The sequence below is a fragment of the Pedobacter sp. 05L430 genome, assembly GCF_056397585.1.
The window spans coordinates 40,128-58,737 of the sequence record NZ_JBFTNT010000002.1 but is presented as its reverse complement, the minus strand read 5'-3'; the positions used below and the strand labels follow the sequence as shown (position 1 = coordinate 58,737).

Annotated in this window: 12 protein-coding genes; 9 read left to right on the top strand and 3 right to left on the bottom strand. The window is 39.7% G+C overall.

Going from position 1 to position 18,610, the window contains the following annotated elements; genetic code table 11:
* Positions 1–20: 20 nt before the first annotated feature.
* The gene (locus AC1DG9_RS01135; RefSeq protein ID WP_477634228.1) at positions 21–1,268 is read right to left on the bottom strand and encodes a YaiO family outer membrane beta-barrel protein; all 1,248 of its coding nucleotides are present in this window, start codon (positions 1,266–1,268) and stop codon (positions 21–23) included.
* A 38-nt stretch (positions 1,269–1,306) separates the two neighbouring features.
* Complete coding sequence (locus AC1DG9_RS01130) at positions 1,307–2,479, bottom strand: GAF domain-containing sensor histidine kinase (RefSeq protein ID WP_477634227.1); 1,173 nt, start codon at positions 2,477–2,479, stop codon at positions 1,307–1,309.
* Positions 2,480–3,147: 668 nt separating this feature from the next.
* Between AC1DG9_RS01130 and AC1DG9_RS01125 the strand changes: the two genes are divergently transcribed.
* From AC1DG9_RS01125 to AC1DG9_RS01115, 3 genes are all read left to right on the top strand, one after another.
* Positions 3,148–3,735: an RNA polymerase sigma factor gene (locus AC1DG9_RS01125; RefSeq protein WP_172662167.1), complete on the top strand. Its 588-nt coding sequence runs from the start codon at positions 3,148–3,150 to the stop codon at positions 3,733–3,735.
* Between the two features lie 83 nt (positions 3,736–3,818).
* A complete protein-coding gene (locus tag AC1DG9_RS01120) occupies positions 3,819–4,946 on the top strand; it encodes a FecR family protein (RefSeq protein ID WP_477634226.1) in 1,128 nt (375 codons plus the stop codon).
* Positions 4,947–5,374: 428 nt separating this feature from the next.
* Positions 5,375–5,899, top strand: coding sequence for an ExbD/TolR family protein (locus AC1DG9_RS01115; RefSeq protein WP_337716978.1), 525 nt, complete (start codon positions 5,375–5,377; stop codon positions 5,897–5,899).
* 11 nt (positions 5,900–5,910) lie between these two features.
* On the opposite strand, the gene AC1DG9_RS01110 is transcribed toward AC1DG9_RS01115, so the two are convergent.
* Positions 5,911–6,804, bottom strand: coding sequence for an AraC family transcriptional regulator (locus AC1DG9_RS01110; protein ID WP_172662164.1), 894 nt, complete (start codon positions 6,802–6,804; stop codon positions 5,911–5,913).
* Between the two features lie 329 nt (positions 6,805–7,133).
* Between AC1DG9_RS01110 and AC1DG9_RS01105 the strand changes: the two genes are divergently transcribed.
* The 6 genes from AC1DG9_RS01105 to AC1DG9_RS01080 all read left to right on the top strand — a co-directional run bounded on the left by AC1DG9_RS01105 (position 7,134) and on the right by AC1DG9_RS01080 (position 18,592).
* Positions 7,134–10,319 carry a SusC/RagA family TonB-linked outer membrane protein gene (locus AC1DG9_RS01105; protein WP_337716976.1) on the top strand — a complete coding sequence of 1,062 codons (3,186 nt, stop codon included), beginning with the start codon at positions 7,134–7,136 and terminating at the stop codon, positions 10,317–10,319.
* A 20-nt stretch (positions 10,320–10,339) separates the two neighbouring features.
* The gene (locus AC1DG9_RS01100; RefSeq protein WP_337716974.1) at positions 10,340–12,271 is read left to right on the top strand and encodes a RagB/SusD family nutrient uptake outer membrane protein; all 1,932 of its coding nucleotides are present in this window, start codon (positions 10,340–10,342) and stop codon (positions 12,269–12,271) included.
* Between the two features lie 24 nt (positions 12,272–12,295).
* Positions 12,296–12,994, top strand: a complete 699-nt coding sequence (locus tag AC1DG9_RS01095) for a DUF3823 domain-containing protein (protein WP_337716972.1) — start codon at positions 12,296–12,298, stop codon at positions 12,992–12,994.
* A gap of 112 nt (positions 12,995–13,106) precedes the next feature.
* Positions 13,107–16,664 (top strand): PVC-type heme-binding CxxCH protein, encoded by a 3,558-nt coding sequence (locus AC1DG9_RS01090; RefSeq protein WP_337716970.1) that lies wholly within the window; start codon positions 13,107–13,109, stop codon positions 16,662–16,664.
* Between the two features lie 20 nt (positions 16,665–16,684).
* Positions 16,685–17,425: a ThuA domain-containing protein gene (locus tag AC1DG9_RS01085; protein WP_337716968.1), complete on the top strand. Its 741-nt coding sequence runs from the start codon at positions 16,685–16,687 to the stop codon at positions 17,423–17,425.
* 48 nt (positions 17,426–17,473) lie between these two features.
* On the top strand, positions 17,474–18,592 hold the full coding sequence (locus tag AC1DG9_RS01080) for a Gfo/Idh/MocA family protein (RefSeq protein ID WP_172662158.1): 1,119 nt from the start codon (positions 17,474–17,476) through the stop codon (positions 18,590–18,592).
* The last annotated feature ends 18 nt before the right edge of the window (positions 18,593–18,610 follow it).

Sequence of the window (18,610 nt, the reverse complement as noted above, 5' to 3'; positions counted from 1 at the left end):
TTTTCTCCTTTTTGACATCACTAAAAGCGTCTGATGTATCCCAGACCAAGGTCAATCTGTGTTCCTCTGGTATTCAATTTATATTCCTGATTGTCAACTCCCAGGTTAACGATTAGAATATTCAGGGACTTGAACGCGCGTCTGTATCCCAGAGTGATGTTGTTTGACCTTAGCTTATAGTTTGCATTGCCAATCAGCACATTGTTTTGCGGATCATCAGGAGAAAGACCTGTACCCAGCCGTAAACTGAAGTAATCATCTGCACCGCCGTAGTAATACCTGCTTGTTAAGGCAAACGACTGGGAAACCTCATTATTTGAAGGGGTGAGAAAAGTCCGGAAATTGAACCAGAAGCTTTTGTAATATTTACCAACAGAGGCGGTATAGATCCAGGTAGATTCACCAAAGGTAAGGTACCTGAATCCGGCTTCTGCTTCAAAACTTGCAGGCAAATTGGCATACAATGAAAAACCTGCCCGGTACTGGGGGAACACCCCGACATTATTGGAATATCCTCCGCTGATGTAAGCCTGAAAGGTATTGGAAATGCGAGGGTAGGCGTCAATCTCGAATTGAACCCCATTGTTTTTGAACCTGTTGGCGTAATTAATACGGCCAATGACCGAGCCCAGGGCGGTTTGATGGCTGTAGTCCACACTTACCAGGTGCCAGGGATCATCAAATTGTTTATCGAAATAGATAAAGTCGTAGTTGACCCMGATTTTGTTTTTTGAGGAATTCTCCCTTACCCTGGCCGCAAGTGTTCTTGCTTCAGTCATGTTTGGATCGGCCTTGATTACCTTTTCTATCTCTATATTGGCCTCAGACCATCTCTTCAGGTCATTCAAGACCTTTGCCTTCAGCAGCAACAGATCACTGGCATCGCTATGATGCTTCAACCCGGAGTTTACATGTTCAAGTGCCTTTTCAGAATTGCCTTCCCAAAATTCCAGGCTGGCAAAAGCCAGTGACGCATCCGCATTATCTGGTTGTTTATTTAAAACCTGACTAAAGGCCTGTCTGGCACTATCTGGTTGTTTATTCCAGGTATAAACTCTGCCAAGAAATATCCTGATATCTGTATAATCGGGACTTTTTGCAAGGGCCTGCTTACTTAGCGAAATTGCCTTGGGATAATCTTTTTGATCAAATGCCGCGCTGCGTGCTTTGGTAAACAATTCATCAGAACCGATATTCTGATCCTGAGCCTGCAGGAATTGGAAAGAAAAAAATAGAAGTGTTAAGGGCAAATGAAATTTTAAGCGCATGATTCATTACATTAGGGTGATACCCTAAAGATAATAAATTATAAATTACTCAAAGGGAGTTCCACTTTAAAAGTAGTCCCCTGACCAATCTGAGAGTGAATTTCCAATCGCCCGTTGAGTTTTTCAATTAGGTGTTTTACCAATGAAAGACCGAATCCATATCCCTTTTCCCCGCCTGTCCCCGCCGTGGTATGGCTGTCTCCCCTGAGGATCCGGGTGATCTCTTCTTCGGTTATACCAACTCMGGTATCCGAAACTGCAATATTCAGGTTATTTTGATCAGATTTGACAATCAAATCCAGATCTACCAGGATCCTTCCTTTATTTGGCGTAAATTTTATTGCATTGGAGATCAGATTGCCTGTAATTTGTAGAAGCTTGTTTTTGGAAAAGGGGATGTACTGGGTGTCCTGATTGACACTGACCTGCAACTGTAGTTGTTTGGTGACGGCCTGAGGGTCGTACAGCTGTTTCAGCTTATCACGAAAGCTGCTGAGATCGAAATGCTGGCTACTGAGCTGTTTGGTTTCATGCTCCTGGCTGAGAATTTCGTCAGCAAGATCCAGGATAGACTTGCTGCCTGTGTGGATCAGGTTAATAAAATCGATCACCTGGTCAATATGGGCAGTTTTGCCTTGTTCAGCTATGATCTGCGATAAGCCGATTATGCCCGCAAGAGGCCCCCTGATGTCGTGGGCAACTTTTTTCCTGGATTCATCAGCCTGTTTAACCTGATCACGTAATTCTTCCATAGCCTTATAAGCCTTCAGCCTGTTGACTATTTCTGCTGCAATGATCTTCAGCAGTTCTATTTTTTCCGGGTTAAGTGTCTTAAGTCTTGTATCCAGAACGCAGAGTGCACCAATATTCAGACCCTGTTGATCCTTCAATGGGACGCCGAAATAATACCGTAAGGATAAAGGGGCCTCTATGTATTTGTTTTTGTTAAACCTTACATCTTTGGAAAGATCCTTTACTTCAAATTGATCGTCATTCATGATTGTATACTGGCAGACAGATTCCTCTCTTGTCGTCTGATCCACCTCAATTCCATGGTTTGCAAGTGTCCATTGTGTATAGGAATCAATTAGATTGATCAGGGAGATTTCTGTGCCTGCTATTTTGGCGGCTAGGCGGGTGAGATCTTTAAAGTTTTCAGATAAACTGCTGTAGTCAATATCGAGTTCAGCTAGACGGATGAGTCTTGCCATTTCGTTTTCAGGTATAGGATGATTATTTTGGCGCATAGCTTGTTGACAATTGCCGAAGGTTTAATATAATACCGGTATGCGTATAACCAACAATGTGCCAGAATTTTTGAAACAGCAATGAAGAGATATGATGTTACCAAAGCACTGTAACCTTTCAAATGCTGTTAATTTGCAATTCGTTTTCACTGCGGCTATAGGCAACAGGTTGATTTCCTATTTTAGTAGAATAGCGGTTGCCGTTATATGGTAATTTGAAATCGTGAGTAATTCAGGGAGTTTTCATTGTGGGGCTTGTAAAATATTGATTTAAAGGTTGTTTTGGGCTTGGGTGAGTTCCGTCCGGCCCGTAAAAGCCACTCAATCGAGTGGCTTTTTTGTTTTTTCCAAGAATTCCGCGTGCGCCCAAAAGAATCCAAAAATAATGGATCAAGCGACATTTCTCAACAACATCTATATTTAAATAAATTGAATCCAGGTTTGTATGTTTTTTAAAAATACTGACTCTAAGGTTATTGTGATTTTACCCTTGATAGTTTAGAATATTTTTTATAATCTTGAGGAGAGAGCGTTAATTTAGGAGGCGGCGACTGTCCATTAATTTAGGCAGCGCCGCTTCTTTTTTCATTAAAGGAGCTCTAAAAGATCATTGTTGAAAGAAAACCTTATAAATGAATGATTGTAGAACACTTTCAGACGCTGAGCTTGTAGATCTCCTGAGGGCAGGGGACCATCATTCATTTACCGAGATTTATAAGCGGTACAATAGCCTGCTTTACATCTATGCGTATAAAAAGCTTCAGGACAGCGAAAGTGCCAAAGATATTATCCAGGAGATATATGTTCATTTATGGAATTCCAGGAGTAATTTAAATATTCAGACTACACTTTCTGGCTACCTTTACAAGGCTGTTTTAAATCGTGTACTTAATGTTTTTCGGCATGTGGCCATCACTCAGGAATACATCTCATCATTCAAAGAAGTTACAGACAATGCAGCTGCTCAAACGGACTATCGCATTAGGGAAAAAGATCTTAAATCATTAATTGAAAAAGAGATCAACAACCTGCCGGAAAAAATGCGCGAAATATTTCAATTGAGACGCCAGGAATATTTAAGTAACAAAGAAATAGCAGATCGCTTAAATATCTCCGAACATACGGTAGCTACTCAAATTAAAAGGGCGTTGAAAACACTTCGGGGAAAACTTGGACTGTTCCTTTTTATATATGCTTTTTTAACAGGGATGTTGAAATAATATTTTTTTTCCCTTCGTGTACCCGATTCCTAATTCTGAGGTGTCTTTGTTATGATTATCTTAAAAAACGCATAGGGTAGATTATGAACGATGAACAAGTAAAGGACTTATTGGAGAGATTTCAGGCCGGGACATGCTCCGATCGGGAACTTGAAAAAGTACGTTACTGGCTGCACAAATTCCGTGAGGATGAGCAGTCTGGTTTGTCACAGATTGATCTGGAAACTATCGATGATCAGATGTGGCAACCTATTCTAAAAGCTACTAAGCCAGAAACGGCCAGAATGATAAGCTGGCCATTAGGGGTTGCAGTTTCAGCAGCATCGATCATCGTCCTGGGTGTTTTTATTTATTTCTTCACTAAAGATACTTCGAATAAAACATATGTAAATGACATTGATCCGGGAAAGAATACCGCCGTACTCATTTTGAGCGATGGTAAAAAGATCAATTTGTTAAATGCTAAAATTGGTTTGCTGGCCCTACAATCTACCACTCAAATTACAAAAACCAAGGAAGGAGAAATTATTTATACCTCTCGACATGAGCTGCCCCCGTTACAGAACGGGGGCAAAAGCTCATATTCTGAAATTTCAAATACCATTCGAACGCCACGTGGCGGACAATATAAGCTCTCGTTGCCGGACGGCACGAAAGTATGGCTAAACGCCGCTTCATCTCTAACATATCCGATTTCTTTTCGTTGGCTTAAAGAGCGTAGAATAGAGCTGAACGGCGAAGCCTACTTTGAAGTTGCTAAAGATAAATTGCATCCATTTTTAGTACAAAGTAAAACACAAACTGTAAAAGTACTTGGAACACGGTTTAATATCAGCGCCTATTCTGATGACCAGTTTACAAATACAACGTTGCTTGAAGGTAGTGTTCAGGTTAACCAGATTACACTTAAACCCGGACAACAGGCTGTGAATTCAGGAACGGCGATTAAAGTGAATGYTGTGGACCCCAATGATGTTATTGCCTGGAAAGAAGGAGAATTTTCTTTTAGAAACGAACCTCTTCAAAATATCATGAAGAAAATATCAAGATGGTACAACATGGATGTTGTTTATCAAAATAAAGAAGCCGGCAAACAGATTTTTGGCGGTACCATATCCAAATATGGAAAAATCTCACAGATACTTCACGTCCTGGAGTTAACTGGTGATGTAAAATTCAGGGTAGAAGGAAAAACAATCATCGTGTTATAGTGTCTACTATCAGCGAGATGTACAATGGTTACAGCCAATTTAGTTATAGGGTATAATTAGCCGTTATTTGGTTTTTTAAGCTTTCATGAATGTCTATAAATCCCGTGTTTTTACTTAACATCACTTATTCTCTCGTTTGTTTGGAAGTTCTCAGGTTTCTAGGACGAGATTCTTAAGTGCTAAATGCTTCACATATTTTGAAGATTCGGCAAAAATATAGTATTTAGCTTTTACATATCTTTTTAGTTTTATCAAATATACTATGCTACTGTTCTAAGAACAATAGTTTCTATAAAATTAATTTAAATAGTTTATTTTAAAATTTTGAGTTAAAAATCAAAATTTTGATGATTCTGAGTTCAAAAAAATATTTCTGTCTTCCTTATGAAATTTGATGTTTATCCACATCATAACTAAAAGACAGAACTATGGCAACCTTAAGCATTCCTCAAAATGGCGACGCCTTAAAAGGAAAAAACAGAACCCGAAAAGCAGTTCCCTCCGTAGACCTTACCGCAATGGTAGATCTGGCATTTCTTTTAATAACCTTTTTCATGCTCACAACTTCCTTATCTAAGTCGCAGGCCATGGATATAGCCAAGCCGATTATCGATATCCCTGATCAGCCTTATCCTGCGTCAAGAACGCTAACGGTTCTTTTGGGTAAGGATAATAGCATTGTCTGGTATAAAGGTGAGACGAAGAAAGCAACTCCACATCGTGTAAGTTTTAAAATGATAGGCAGTGTTTTAGCTCAAAATAAAAAGGAAATAGCAAAGTTGCATGAAAATGATCCGGCCAAGTTTATGATAGTTATTATTAAACCCACCGAAGGATCTACATATAAGAATTTTGTAGACGTACTGGATGAAATGAGTATCGCAGATGTGAAATCTTATCTGATTGATGACAATAGTCTGGCCAGTCAGGAACAAGGATTTATAGAAAGGTAACCGTTCTAAGGTTAAAAATACCGATATGACTCGGCTGCTACTTTTTGGTATTCATTCCGGTATTGATTAGGTTGTTTTCCTATAACTTTTTTAAATTGTTTATTAAAGTTAGAGAGCGTTTGAAAGCCGCATTCGTAACCAATCTGATCAATATTCATTTTTCCTTCCTTGAGTAATTTGCAGGCAGATTCAATTCGGATCTCTTTAAGAAAATCTGAAAATGATTTATTCACACGCGCCTTAAAATATCTGCTAAAGGATGTACGGGTCATATTTATTAAGGAGGCAACCTCCTCCGCACTAATGGTATGTTTGAAATTCCTCATTACGTGCCCATATACCTTGTTCATTCTGGTAGTCTCCGCTTCAGTATTAGATGAAATCAAATAATTATGGGTAACAAAATGATAGTCGTTTGATTTAGCAAGTACATTTAATATTTTAAGCAATTGAATAACGCCATCCATGCCATCTAATTCTAACAGCTCACGCATCATTTTACTTACAACAACCTTTGTTTTCCCAATAATTTCTAGTCCCCGTTCAGATTTTTGAAATAGCCTGTCGATTTGGCCCATTTCATCTTTTAACCGCAATGCTTCTCCAAAAAAATCTTTATGGAAGTATACCACAATAACCCTGGTTGATAGTGTACTGTCCTTTTCGAAATATTTGTTTTCATTTCTCCATACATGGGGAAGGTGCGGACCAATAAGTACCATATCCATAGCCTTAAATGAGGTGATGTTATTACCTACAAAACGGCTTCCTTCGCCTTCCAGAACACAGTTTAATTGAAATTCGGGATGTGAGTGAAACGTAGGATCAAAGTAGGGGGCATAAATTTCTTTAACCACATACACTTTAGATTGTGAAATAGGCGATTTGGGAATAACGTGCGTCATTTTATTAAAATTATCTTAAATATTGGCTATATGGAAATTTTAGGATACAATATAGTCATTATTAGATAACAAGTGCCAATGATTCCAGCGCAATAAAATTTAAACTTGTATTAACCAAAACCAAATATAGACGATTGTAAAATAGAACGACGCGATTCCGGAATCCCGCAACTATCTAGAAAATCAGAACATGACGCCATAAGTTAATTTATGGGCGCGGTAATTTTTATTAGTCATTAATTAAAGAAAGGAGATAAGCCATAGTAGTATGAGCATTAAATATGTCGATTTCAGTTATTTAACCTAAACTTAATCAAACTTAATATAAGATGAAAAAATTAATACTCAAGAGATTTGTTCTATTTGAGCAAGCTTTGCTAAGAAAACATTATCCTGTTTTTCTTTTACTGATTACCCTTGTTTTATTGTCCCGGGAGTCTGTGCATGCACAACAAAAGACCATTACTGGTACCGTAACTTTTCAACAAAAGCCACTAACCGGGGTGAGCGTTAAGTTAAAAGGGGCCAATACAGGTATGAGTACAAATGAACAGGGCAAGTACACCGTTTCCTTACCAACGGGAAGGGGCGTATTGGTATTCACCTATATCGGATTTCTTACAAAAGAAGTTATCGTGGAGGGTGGCACCACAATTAACGTAGAATTGGAAGAGGATAAACAACAGTTAACCGAAGTTGTTGTAACGGGATATGGCACCCAAAAAAGAGAATCAATAACAGGAGCCATTTCAACGGTTACCAGTAAAGATCTGGAAAAAGTACATGGCGGATCGCAAGTAAGTACAGGATTGGCTGGGAAATTACCGGGCGTTACCTTTCGTATGCCTGATGGGAGACCAGGAGGTGGGGCTACCATTCAGGTAAGAAACATGGGGAATCCATTGTTTGTAATTGATGGGATCCAGCAGGATAAACGACAGTTCGACAATCTTGCGCCAAGTGATATAGAAAGCATTACCGTTTTAAAGGATGCTTCTGCAGCTGTTTATGGTGTACGTGCTGCGAATGGTGTAGTGGTTGTTACCACAAAAAGAGGAAGCAGAGGGGAAAAGAATGTAATAAATATCGATACCTATGCCGGCTTTCAGAATTGGAGCAGGTTTCCTGATGTAGTGAACGATTCATACGAATGGTATTTAGGCAAAGCTGATGCGGAGATGAACAACGGAGGGACAACTACCGTTACCAAAGAGGAATTAGCCAAATACAAGGAAGGCACCGCTCCGGGTTATCAAAGTTTTAACTGGAAAGACTTTATTGTACAGAAAAATGCGCCGTTGTATCAGCAGGCTATTAATGCTACAGGTGGTTCTGATAGAATAAACTATTATTTTTCTGGTACAAATATGTTCCAATATTCTGTATTAGGACGCGAGTTTACATATGGGCGTAAAAACATCAATGCCAATATGGATGCCAATATTACAGATAGGTTAAAGGTTGGGATTGGGATAAATGGATGGAACGAAGTGAGAGATAATCCCGGAATACCCGGAGGTGATGACTATAATTTACCAAGAGCTGCCATCTTATGGAACAGGCCCTGGGAACGTCCGTATGCCAATGACAATCCGGATTATATAAATGATATTGGCCACAATGAATCCAATTGGGCTTATAACAATAAGAAATACGGTGGATATTCGAATGATAGAAGACGTTACGGATCGGCCAGGTTTAATGCCCAATATCAAATCCCATACATAAAGGGACTTGTTGCACAGGGATCTTATTCTTACGGACTCGAAGATCGCCTGCACGATGGTCATGAGTATACTTACAAAACGTATACCTATAATCCTACCGACGATACTTATAAAGCAACCGGAGGTAGTATCAATCCATGGCGGGAGCGTAGGACTCAGAAGATAGAAAAGAATAACTATCAGGTTGGATTAAACTACAACAATACGTTTGGTAAACATACAGTAGGAGGGCTTCTCATTTCTGAAAGATATGATGTAAGGGACAAAGAAGTATTTGTTCATGCCGTGCCAGCAACAAATGTGCTTCCGCTTATCTATTTTAACACTACGGATACTTACAATGATCGCGATGATCAGCAAGCCCGTATCGGATACATTGGAAAGATAAACTACAATTATGCGAATAAGTACTACCTGGAGTTTTCAGGCAGGAGGGACGCTTCATGGAAATTTGCTCCGGATAAAAGAGTAGGATTTTTCCCTTCTGTATCTGGTGGATGGAGAATTACTGAAGAGAAATTCATGAAATCACTGTTAGGTGAAAACAGTAAGCTGAACGATTTGAAAATCCGTGCTTCTTACGGTGTACTTGGAGATGATGATAACGGGATATTACCAACTGATTATCTTGCCGGCTATAATTATAATCAGAATGGCTATGGCATTCTTGATGGAAATCCAATTATAGGTTCAAGAGATAAAGGTAAGCCCATCTTAAATATTTCCTGGTTTAAAAGTAAGATCCTGGACATAGGTGCCGATTTTACCATGTTTAACAATAAATTGATTGGAAGTGTCGACTATTTTAAAAGATTGCGAACAGGACTTAGAGGCACCAAATATGATATCGTTTTACCTAGCGAGATTGGCTTTAACCTAAGCGACGAAAATATAAATAAAGACGAGCAGGCCGGGGGTGAGATTTCACTTGCTTACAATGGATCGGCTGGTGCAGTTACTTTTAGCGTTGGTGGAAATGTTGGATACGCACGTAGTAAGTTCACCGCTTCTTACAAACCGATATTTTTTAACTCATGGGATCAGTACCGTAATTCTGCCGAGGGTAGATACAAGAACCTTTTTTGGGCATATGATGTAGTAGGCCAGTTTCAATCACAGGAAGAAATAAATAACTATCCGATAAATATTGACGGACAGGGTAATAAGACCCTATTACCGGGCGACTTGATTTATAAGGACCTTAATGGTGATGGAAAAATTGATGGATATGATGAGCGCCCGTTAGGTTATGGAAGAAGCGCCGACGGAACCAACCAGCCAATTATCAATGGTGGGTTTAATTTTAGCGTAGCATGGAAGGGATTTGATTTTGCTGCTGATTTTTCAATCGGATCTATGTACAGCTATAATCAGGAAAACGAAATCAGAAGAGGGTTTTCATATAATTCAGGTGCATTAAATACCATTTTAACGGACAGATGGAGAAGAGCTGATGCTTTTGATTTAAATAGTGAATGGATACCAGGTAAATATCCTGCATTAAGATTTAACGTCAATTCAGCCAGTTCGGTAAATAAAAACTCTATTTTTTGGTTGCATAATGTAACGGCCATTCGTGCCAGAACACTGGAGCTTGGTTATTCCTTACCTAAATCACTAATAGGAAAAATAAACATCCAAAAGGCACGCCTGTTTGTAAATGGCTATAACCTATTTTCTATTGATAACCTAAGCAAGTACAAGGTTGACTCGGAAGTTCAGGATACAAATGGTTTACAGTACCCACAAAATTCATTTGTTAACATGGGCATTAACCTCACTTTATAACAGTTTTTAATTGAACTAACATGAAAAATAAATTTATAATAGCAATAGCCACCTTATTCGTTTTTAGTTTGGGGTGCAAAAGCGATTCAGATTATTTGGATATAAAGCCTACTCAGGTATTAAGTCCTGAACTGGCCTTTAGTGATCCTACACAGGTGCTCTCTATCCTGGCAGATCTTTATAACCGTCAGTACGATTACCCAAGGCTTACTGAATGGGTTACTTTTGGTGACTTTAATGAATCATTTTATTCTGAAAATGGACAATATAACAATTACCATGGCAACAGTACCTGGGGCTTTAGGGGATACAGAGGTCCAGATGTTGGCGGCAGGCCAACGTACTTCTGGACACCATGGGATTATACTTATATCCGAGAACTTAACTTGTTTATGGAGCGCTGTGCAACAGCTACAGCACTGGATGCGGCAACCAAGGCATCTTATATTGCTGAAGCCAGGTTTTTAAGGGCAAGTTATTATTTCACCTTAACCCAGTATTATGGAGGCGTGCCTATCATTCTCAATTCATTAGAGTTTAATGGGACTGATGTTACTTCTTTGCAATATCCAAGGGCAAAGGAATCGGAAATGTATGACTTTGTAATTAAGGAGGCAGAGGAATTAAAACTGTTGCTTCCTGCAAATAGCAATACTAAAGCCCGTGCTACCAAAGGTGCTGCATTGGCTATGGAATCAAGAGCTGCTTTATATGCTGCTTCTATTGCAAAATACGGCGCAACAACTCCTTCCGTTTCGCTCTCAGGTGGCGAGGTAGGTATTCCGGCAGGTATGGCAAATGCTTATTATACCACTGCCTTGAAAGCTGCTGAAGAAATCATCAGTGGCTCAGCGGGAGCTTATTCACTATACAAAAAGCAACCCGGAAATCTTTCTGAAAACTTTGCTGCCATATTTTATGATAAAACACAAAATAATGAGGTGATATGGGTTGACGATTATGCGTTAAAATTCAAAAGACATGGATTTACGCAAGTAAATCAGCCCCGTTTTGGTGCTGAAGAAGAAGAAGGTGGCCGTATAAATCCATCCCTTAATTTGGTTCAGTCATTTGAAAAGTTAGATAATACATTCGCCCCTTTAGCTACCAATGACGCTAACGGTGATTATGTTTATTATACCAATCAACAGGACATATTTGCCGGCAGAGATGCCCGTTTGGGTGGCACGGTAATCATCCCGGGCTCAAGCTTTAAAGCCAGACCAGTTGACATTTGGGCTGGAGTGCAACTAGCAAACGGAACGGTAATCAGTGGAGGTGAGCGCGGTGCTCAAAAGGTATTACCTGGTAAAACGGTACCGGAACAGGTTGTTGGCTTTGATGGGCCAATTAACGGAATTGGTAATACTGCTCAAACCGGTTTCTATATCCGGAAATATCAGGACCCTGCTATTGGCTCGGGTCAGCGTGGGGTAGGAAGTGCCGTTTGGTTGGTAAGATATCGTTATGCTGAAATCTTATTGAATGCAGCCGAGGCAGCCTTTGAGCTAGGACAATCTTCGGTTGCTGCGGGGTACATGAATCAGGTACGGGCCAGGGCCGGATTGGTTGTTCCTTTAACCGGTGGCGATATCACTTTTGATCGGATTGTGCATGAGCGTAGAGTGGAATTTGCTTTTGAAGGACAATATTTCTTTGACCTTAAAAGGTTTAGAATTGCCCACCAGGTATTTGATGGGGTTGCTTTAAATAAAACAGATCTTTTAAGTAATCTTTCTAAAGCGACAAAACGCAGTACTCAACCTTACAGTTTGTTGCCATATAAATATTATGCTCCGGGATCACCAAATAATGGTAAGTGGATTTACAAAGTGGATTTATCAAACATTGTTACTGCAAGCGACAACTGGCAATTGGGTAATTATTATAGTGAGATTGAGCCCGATATCCTCACAAGAAATCCAAAACTAGTTAAACAACCTAATCAATAAGTATTATTTATAAATCTTATAATTATGAAAATTAAATTTCATTATATACTGTTTTTCGCACTCAGTACCGTTATTCTGTCTTGTAAGAAGGATAATTTTGATGCGCCTAAAGCTGCTTTAGCCGGACGTATAGTTTATCAGGGGGAGCCACTGAATTTTGAGTATAATAAGGTGAGCTACGAGTTATATCAATCGGGCTTTGGTAAAACCGGTGCCATAGGCAGTATATTCACGCCTGAAGGGGCGTTTTCACACCTGCTTTTTGATGGGCTTTACAAAATGGTTGTTCCGATTGGACAAGGCCCCTTTGTTTGGAAACAAACCGGTGGCAAGCCCGATTCAATTGCAATAACTTTAAAAGGAAACACCAATATGGATATTGAGGTAATGCCTTACTATATGATAAGGACACCTCAGCTTACTTATTCAAGTGGAAGTGTTACCGGAACATTTAAGTTAGAACAAATTGTAAAGGATGCAAATGCTAAAACAATAGAACGCGTAACGCTTTATATCAGCAAAACACGATTTGCGGATTCCCAAACCAATGTTGCTACAACCAACTTAGCCGGGTCTGCCATTACCGACCTGAATAATGTTAGTTTAAGTGTTACTGTGCCAACATTAGTACCTACTCAAAATTATGTGTTTGCCAGCATTGGGGTCAAATTTTCGGGTGTTGACGATATGATTTTTGCACCTGTAAAGAAATTAACTTTTTAATATTTTTTTAAGTTAAACCAGCTCCCTTTTCTTATTGGGAGCTGGTTTGACAAAGTTTAAAAAGATGATTTTAGCTAAACCAGTATTTTTTAACTAAATAATCTTAACACACATGAGAAAAACATTTTTTTTATTGCTGTTTAGCGCATTTTTATTCCAAAACTGCTCCAACAAAACACGAGTAAGTGGAGCAGCTCAGGGATTAACAAGTTCTGCTAAAGAAGCACCCCGAAGGGCAGAAATTTTATTCCTGGGGAACGTCAGTACACATCACGATTCAGGTAAATATGCGCCCTGGCTGGCCATTGAACTTTTTAAAAGCGGTGTTAACCTTACTTATACTACAGACCTGAAGGATCTGAATACAGAAAACCTAAGCAAATATGACGGGTTGATTATCTATGCCAACCACGATACGATATCCGTTTCACAAGAGCAGGCTTTGAAGGATTTTGTTGAAAATGGTAAAGGTCTGATTCCACTACATTCGGCTTCAGGTTGTTTTAAAAATTCTGAATGGTATATAAAAGCAATTGGAGGTCAGTTTGCATCGCATGGTAACGGATCATTTACTGCTCAGATCGCAAATCCTTCGCATCAGGTAATGAAAAACATTACTGCATTCACCACTACAGATGAGACCTATGTTCATCAAAAACTCAATCCTGATATCGTTGTATTAACCGAACGTACCGAAGGGGCAAGAAAAGAGCCATACACCTGGGTACGAAATGAGGGAAAAGGAAGGGTTTTTTACACCGCTTACGGACATGATGATGCAACCTGGAAGAACGGAAATTTCTTGAAATTGGTAAGGAACGGAGTCTTATGGGCTGTTGGCGATAAAGTAGAAGATCAGATTGCAAGATTAAAAATTCCTAATATGAGCATTTATCCGGATACAATAGCTGATTTTACAGCAAGGCACATCGTTCCTAAAATACAGGAAGGGTTAACTCCGGAAGAATCTTTGAAATTAATACAGGTTCCGGTAGATTTTGACATTAAGCTTTTTGCTGCGGAACCAGATATCACCAATCCTATTGCAATGGCATGGGATGAAAAAGGACGACTTTGGATAGTGGAATCTGTAGATTATCCAAATACTTTTATTGAAACAGATGGTGCGGCAAATGACCGGATAAAAATTTGTGAAGACACAGATGGAGATGGTAAAGCGGATAAGTTTACCGTTTTTGCAGACAGTTTAAATATTCCAACAAGTATTGTTTTTGCTAATGATGGAGTGATCATTTCGCAAGCACCGAACATGGTGTTTTTGAAAGACACCAATGGTGATGATAAGGCTGATGTTCATGAAATAGTATCAACCGGATGGGGTAAAAATGACACCCATGCAGGTCCTTCAAACTTGCTATATGGTTTTGATAATAAAATTTGGGGGGTCGTGGGCTTCTCGGGTTTCAATGGGCAAATAGAGGGCGTTAATACCCGTTTTGGGCAGGGTGTTTATCGGTTTAAGCCGGATGGAAAAGATTTCGAATACCTGGCGCCAACAAGTAATAATACCTGGGGGCTGGGCTTCTCGGAAGATAATAATGTTTTTATATCTACCGCTAACAATACACACAGCGCATTTTATTCTATGCCTGCTTCTTACACCAAAAGGACACTTCCTGGTTTAAATCTAAATGCAGTTCAGAAAATTGATGGCCACTATGATGTGCATGCCATGACCCCTAACCTGCGACAAGTAGATGTGGTTGGCGGATTTACTGCAGCTGCTGGTCACCATTTATATACTGCCAGAAATTTCCCAAAAAATTACTGGAACCGCATTGCCTTTATATCTGAACCTACGGTGAAATTAATCCATAATGCAATCATTGAGCCGGATGGAGCAGGATTTAAAGAAAAAGATGGATGGAATTTCCTGGCAAGCTCCGACGAATGGGTTGGTCCGGTGCAGGCAGAAGTTGGTCCGGATGGTGCGGTATGGGTGGCCGATTGGTATAATTTTGTTATTCAACACAACACATTTGTTCCCAGACAATCGCCTACGGAGTTTATTCTGCCACTTACTTTAGCAGATCAAAAACTAGGACAGGGAAATGCATTGATCAGCAATTTAAGAGATCTTGATCGGGGTAGGATATATCGTGTGATATATAAAAAGGCTAAGCCATATACTCCAATATCATTATCTAAGAATGATACACCCGGATTGCTTGCCGCATTAGAAAGCGACAATATGTTTTGGCGAATAACGGCTCAACGTTTACTGGTAGAGAAAAAAGATCAGAGTGCTATTCCTGCATTGTTAAAGTTGGTAAGCGATCAAAAAGCAGATGAAATTGGGCTTAATGGATCGGCTGTTAATGCATTGTGGACATTAAATGGCATGGGCGTATTGGACGGTAAAAACGCTGAAGCTACGAAAGTTGTAGTGCAGGCCTTATCTAGCCCTGTGGCTGGAGTAAGAAAAGCTGCAATAGAAGTATTACCTAAAAACAACCATACGATACATCTAATGCAAAGCAGTGGTATTCTTAACGACCAAAATTTAAATACAAGAATGGCTGCAATTTTAACACTTGCCGCTTTACCCGAATCACAAGAAACTGCGAAGATCATTTATGAAGCCAGTTTTGAAGCGGAAAATGAAAAAGACCAGTGGCTCTCGCAAGCACTGTTTGCAGCAGCTTTGAAGAATAGAGAAGGTTTTTTGTCAGTTTCAAAAGAAAGTGGTAAAAAAGTTAGTGACTCAAGTCTTACCTGGCGCCTGGTAAATGCGGTTAGTCAGGAAGTTTATGTGCTGGATAGGGGTAGCAGCACACAGTTGTCGCCTGATGTTGCCGGAAAGGAAATTCATTTCAAGGCGACTGTAACCAAGGCTAGAAACAGTGAATTTAATGGTGCCATTATGGCTCAGGGAAATAAGGATAATGGATATTGCTTATTTATTGAATCAGGGAATCTGAATATGGTGGTTAACCAAAACGGTAAATCATATACAGCAGTAACGAAAGATTCAGTACCGAACAGATCTTTTGATGTGATTGCCAGTTTGGAGACAGGTGGTATGATTACACTGGAAATAAATGGCAGAAAAGTAGCCGATGCAAAAGCTTCCGGGCTCTTTAAAAATGCACTTAAGGGCAGCTTGCGCTTTGTTGGAGATAAAGAAAGTGAGGACCAGAAACCATTTTATAATGGAATGTTGCCACTAAAAGGGGAAACAAGAAATGCATCACTTGAATTAAAAAAAGCAGAACCCTCAGGAAGTAAAAAGGCAGCGACCGCAACTACAATTAAAAATGATGGTTCTAAACCTGTGCTGATTAAAATCAAAGTGGTAAAGGACCTGATGCAATTTGATAAAAATCTCTTTACAGTAAAAGCGGGGCAGAAACTGATTTTTGAATTGGAAAATCCGGATGGTATGCAGCATAATATGCTTATTATTAAACCCGGTACCTTACAAAAGGTAGGGAAAGCTGCAGATGATATGCTTCGTGATCCGCAGGCTGCCCAAAAGAATTATGTGCCTGTTATGCCCGAAGTTTTGCATGCCACTAAACTTTTGAACACGGGGGATGTAGTAACTTTTGATTTTACAGTGCCAGATGTCACTGGCGACTATCCTTTTCTTTGCACGTTTCCTGGTCACTGGAGAGGAATGAATGGTATTATGAGAGTAGTTAAGTAATTTAAAATAAACTTTTTGATATGAAATGGAATGTAATTTTTTTGGCTTCGCTTTTTATCCTGGTATTATCGTTGAGTAGTTGTGGGGTAAATTCTCCGGCCAACGCTCAGAAAAAAACCAAAGCAATACGTACGCTGATGGTAGGTGGGGGTGCTTCCCATGATTTCGACAAATGGTATAAAGAAGTCGATACAAAAACCTTAGCGCAAGACGGGCTTGCTACTGTGACCTATACAAGTGATGTGAGCAGTATTCTTTCTAAACTGCCCGATATTGATGTTCTATTCTTAACGAACAACCAGCCAATGGAAGATCCTGAACTGAGGAAAGCCATTTTTGCCTTTGTTAACGCTGGTAAGGGCCTGGTGCTTGCTCATGCTGCACTGTGGTACAACTGGAAAGACTGGCCCGAATATAATCTTCAGCTGGTAAGTGGTGGATCAAAAGGTCATGATAAATATGGCTCATTTGAAGTGAATGTTGTTGATGCAAAACATCCTGTAACAAAGGGGGTAGACCAGAAGTTTAGCCTGAAAGATGAACGCTACTACTATAAAGTGGATGCTGCGGGGCCGGGAATAAAGATTTTAGCGAATTCTAGTGTGGAAGGATCTACCGCTATTTATCCTTCTGTATTTGTTGTCAATCATCCGAAAGCCCGGATTGTTGGGATCGCATTAGGTCATGATGCAGAATCGCACGATTTACCTGTTTATCATACGCTTATCCGGAATGCCATTAAGTGGGTGAGCCATAAATAATATTGTTGAACTTTTTAATAACTGTTAATATCTAAATTAAATAATCACATGAGTCAAAAGAAAATTACCGTAATTATTGTAGGGATGGGTTTTGGTAAAGAGTTTATTCCAATCTATCAGAACCACCCTGATGTTAAAGCCGTAGGGATTTGTACCCGCAATCAGGACACTATTGATGAGCTTGCCACTAAATTTAATTTGGATAGGGATCTTTGCTTTACAAATTATGAGGATGTTCCTTTAAGAGAAGACGTTGATGCCATCCATATCGTAACTCCTGTTCCTGAGCATGCTAAAATGACGCTTGCATCACTCAACGCCAATAAACATACTGCATGTACCATTCCTATGGCGATGACGGTTGAGGATTGTACGGCGATAGTTGAAGCTAAAAGAAAGGCTAACAAAGTGTACATGATGATGGAGACGGCACTATATACCAGAGAGTTCCTTTATGGGCTGAAACTGGCAGAAAATGGTGATCTGGGTCGGATTCAGTTTGTTAGAGGTTCCCATATTCAGGACATGAGTATGGATGGATGGGGCGAGTACTGGAAAGGCTATCCGCCAATGCTTAATGGAACGCATGCCATCTCTCCTTTGTTAAGGATCAATAACACTAAAGCTGAATCTGTTGTATGTCATGGTTCAGGAAGGCTAAGCGATGATCTGACCAGCAGATATGGATCTCCGTTTGCAGTGGAAACCGCAACATTTAAGTTAAAAAACTCKGATGTAGTAGCAGAAGCTACGCGTTCTTTATTTGATGTGGTACGCCAATACCGTGAAAGTTATGATGTATATGGTACGAAAATGTCATTCGAATGGGAACAGTTGCAGGATGAAGAACACATCGTGTTTGATGGGGGTGAAAATGCGCGCAGGATAAGCGTACCTGATACCGATGAACAGCTAATTCCTGAGATTGCGAATTTCACAAAAAGAGAAAAAATAGATGATCCGAATCATGTTTCATTTTTACAGGGAGCAGGACATGGTGGCTCACATCCTCATTTGGTTCAGGAATTTGTTGCTGCTATAATGGAAGGTAGAGATTCAGCAGTTGATGCTGCACTGGCAGCCAATTATACTTGTGCAGGCATCTGTGCGCATGAGTCTGCAATGAAAGGTGGTACGCGTATCAATATACCTGATTTCGAAATCTAATTAAAACTTTAATTTATC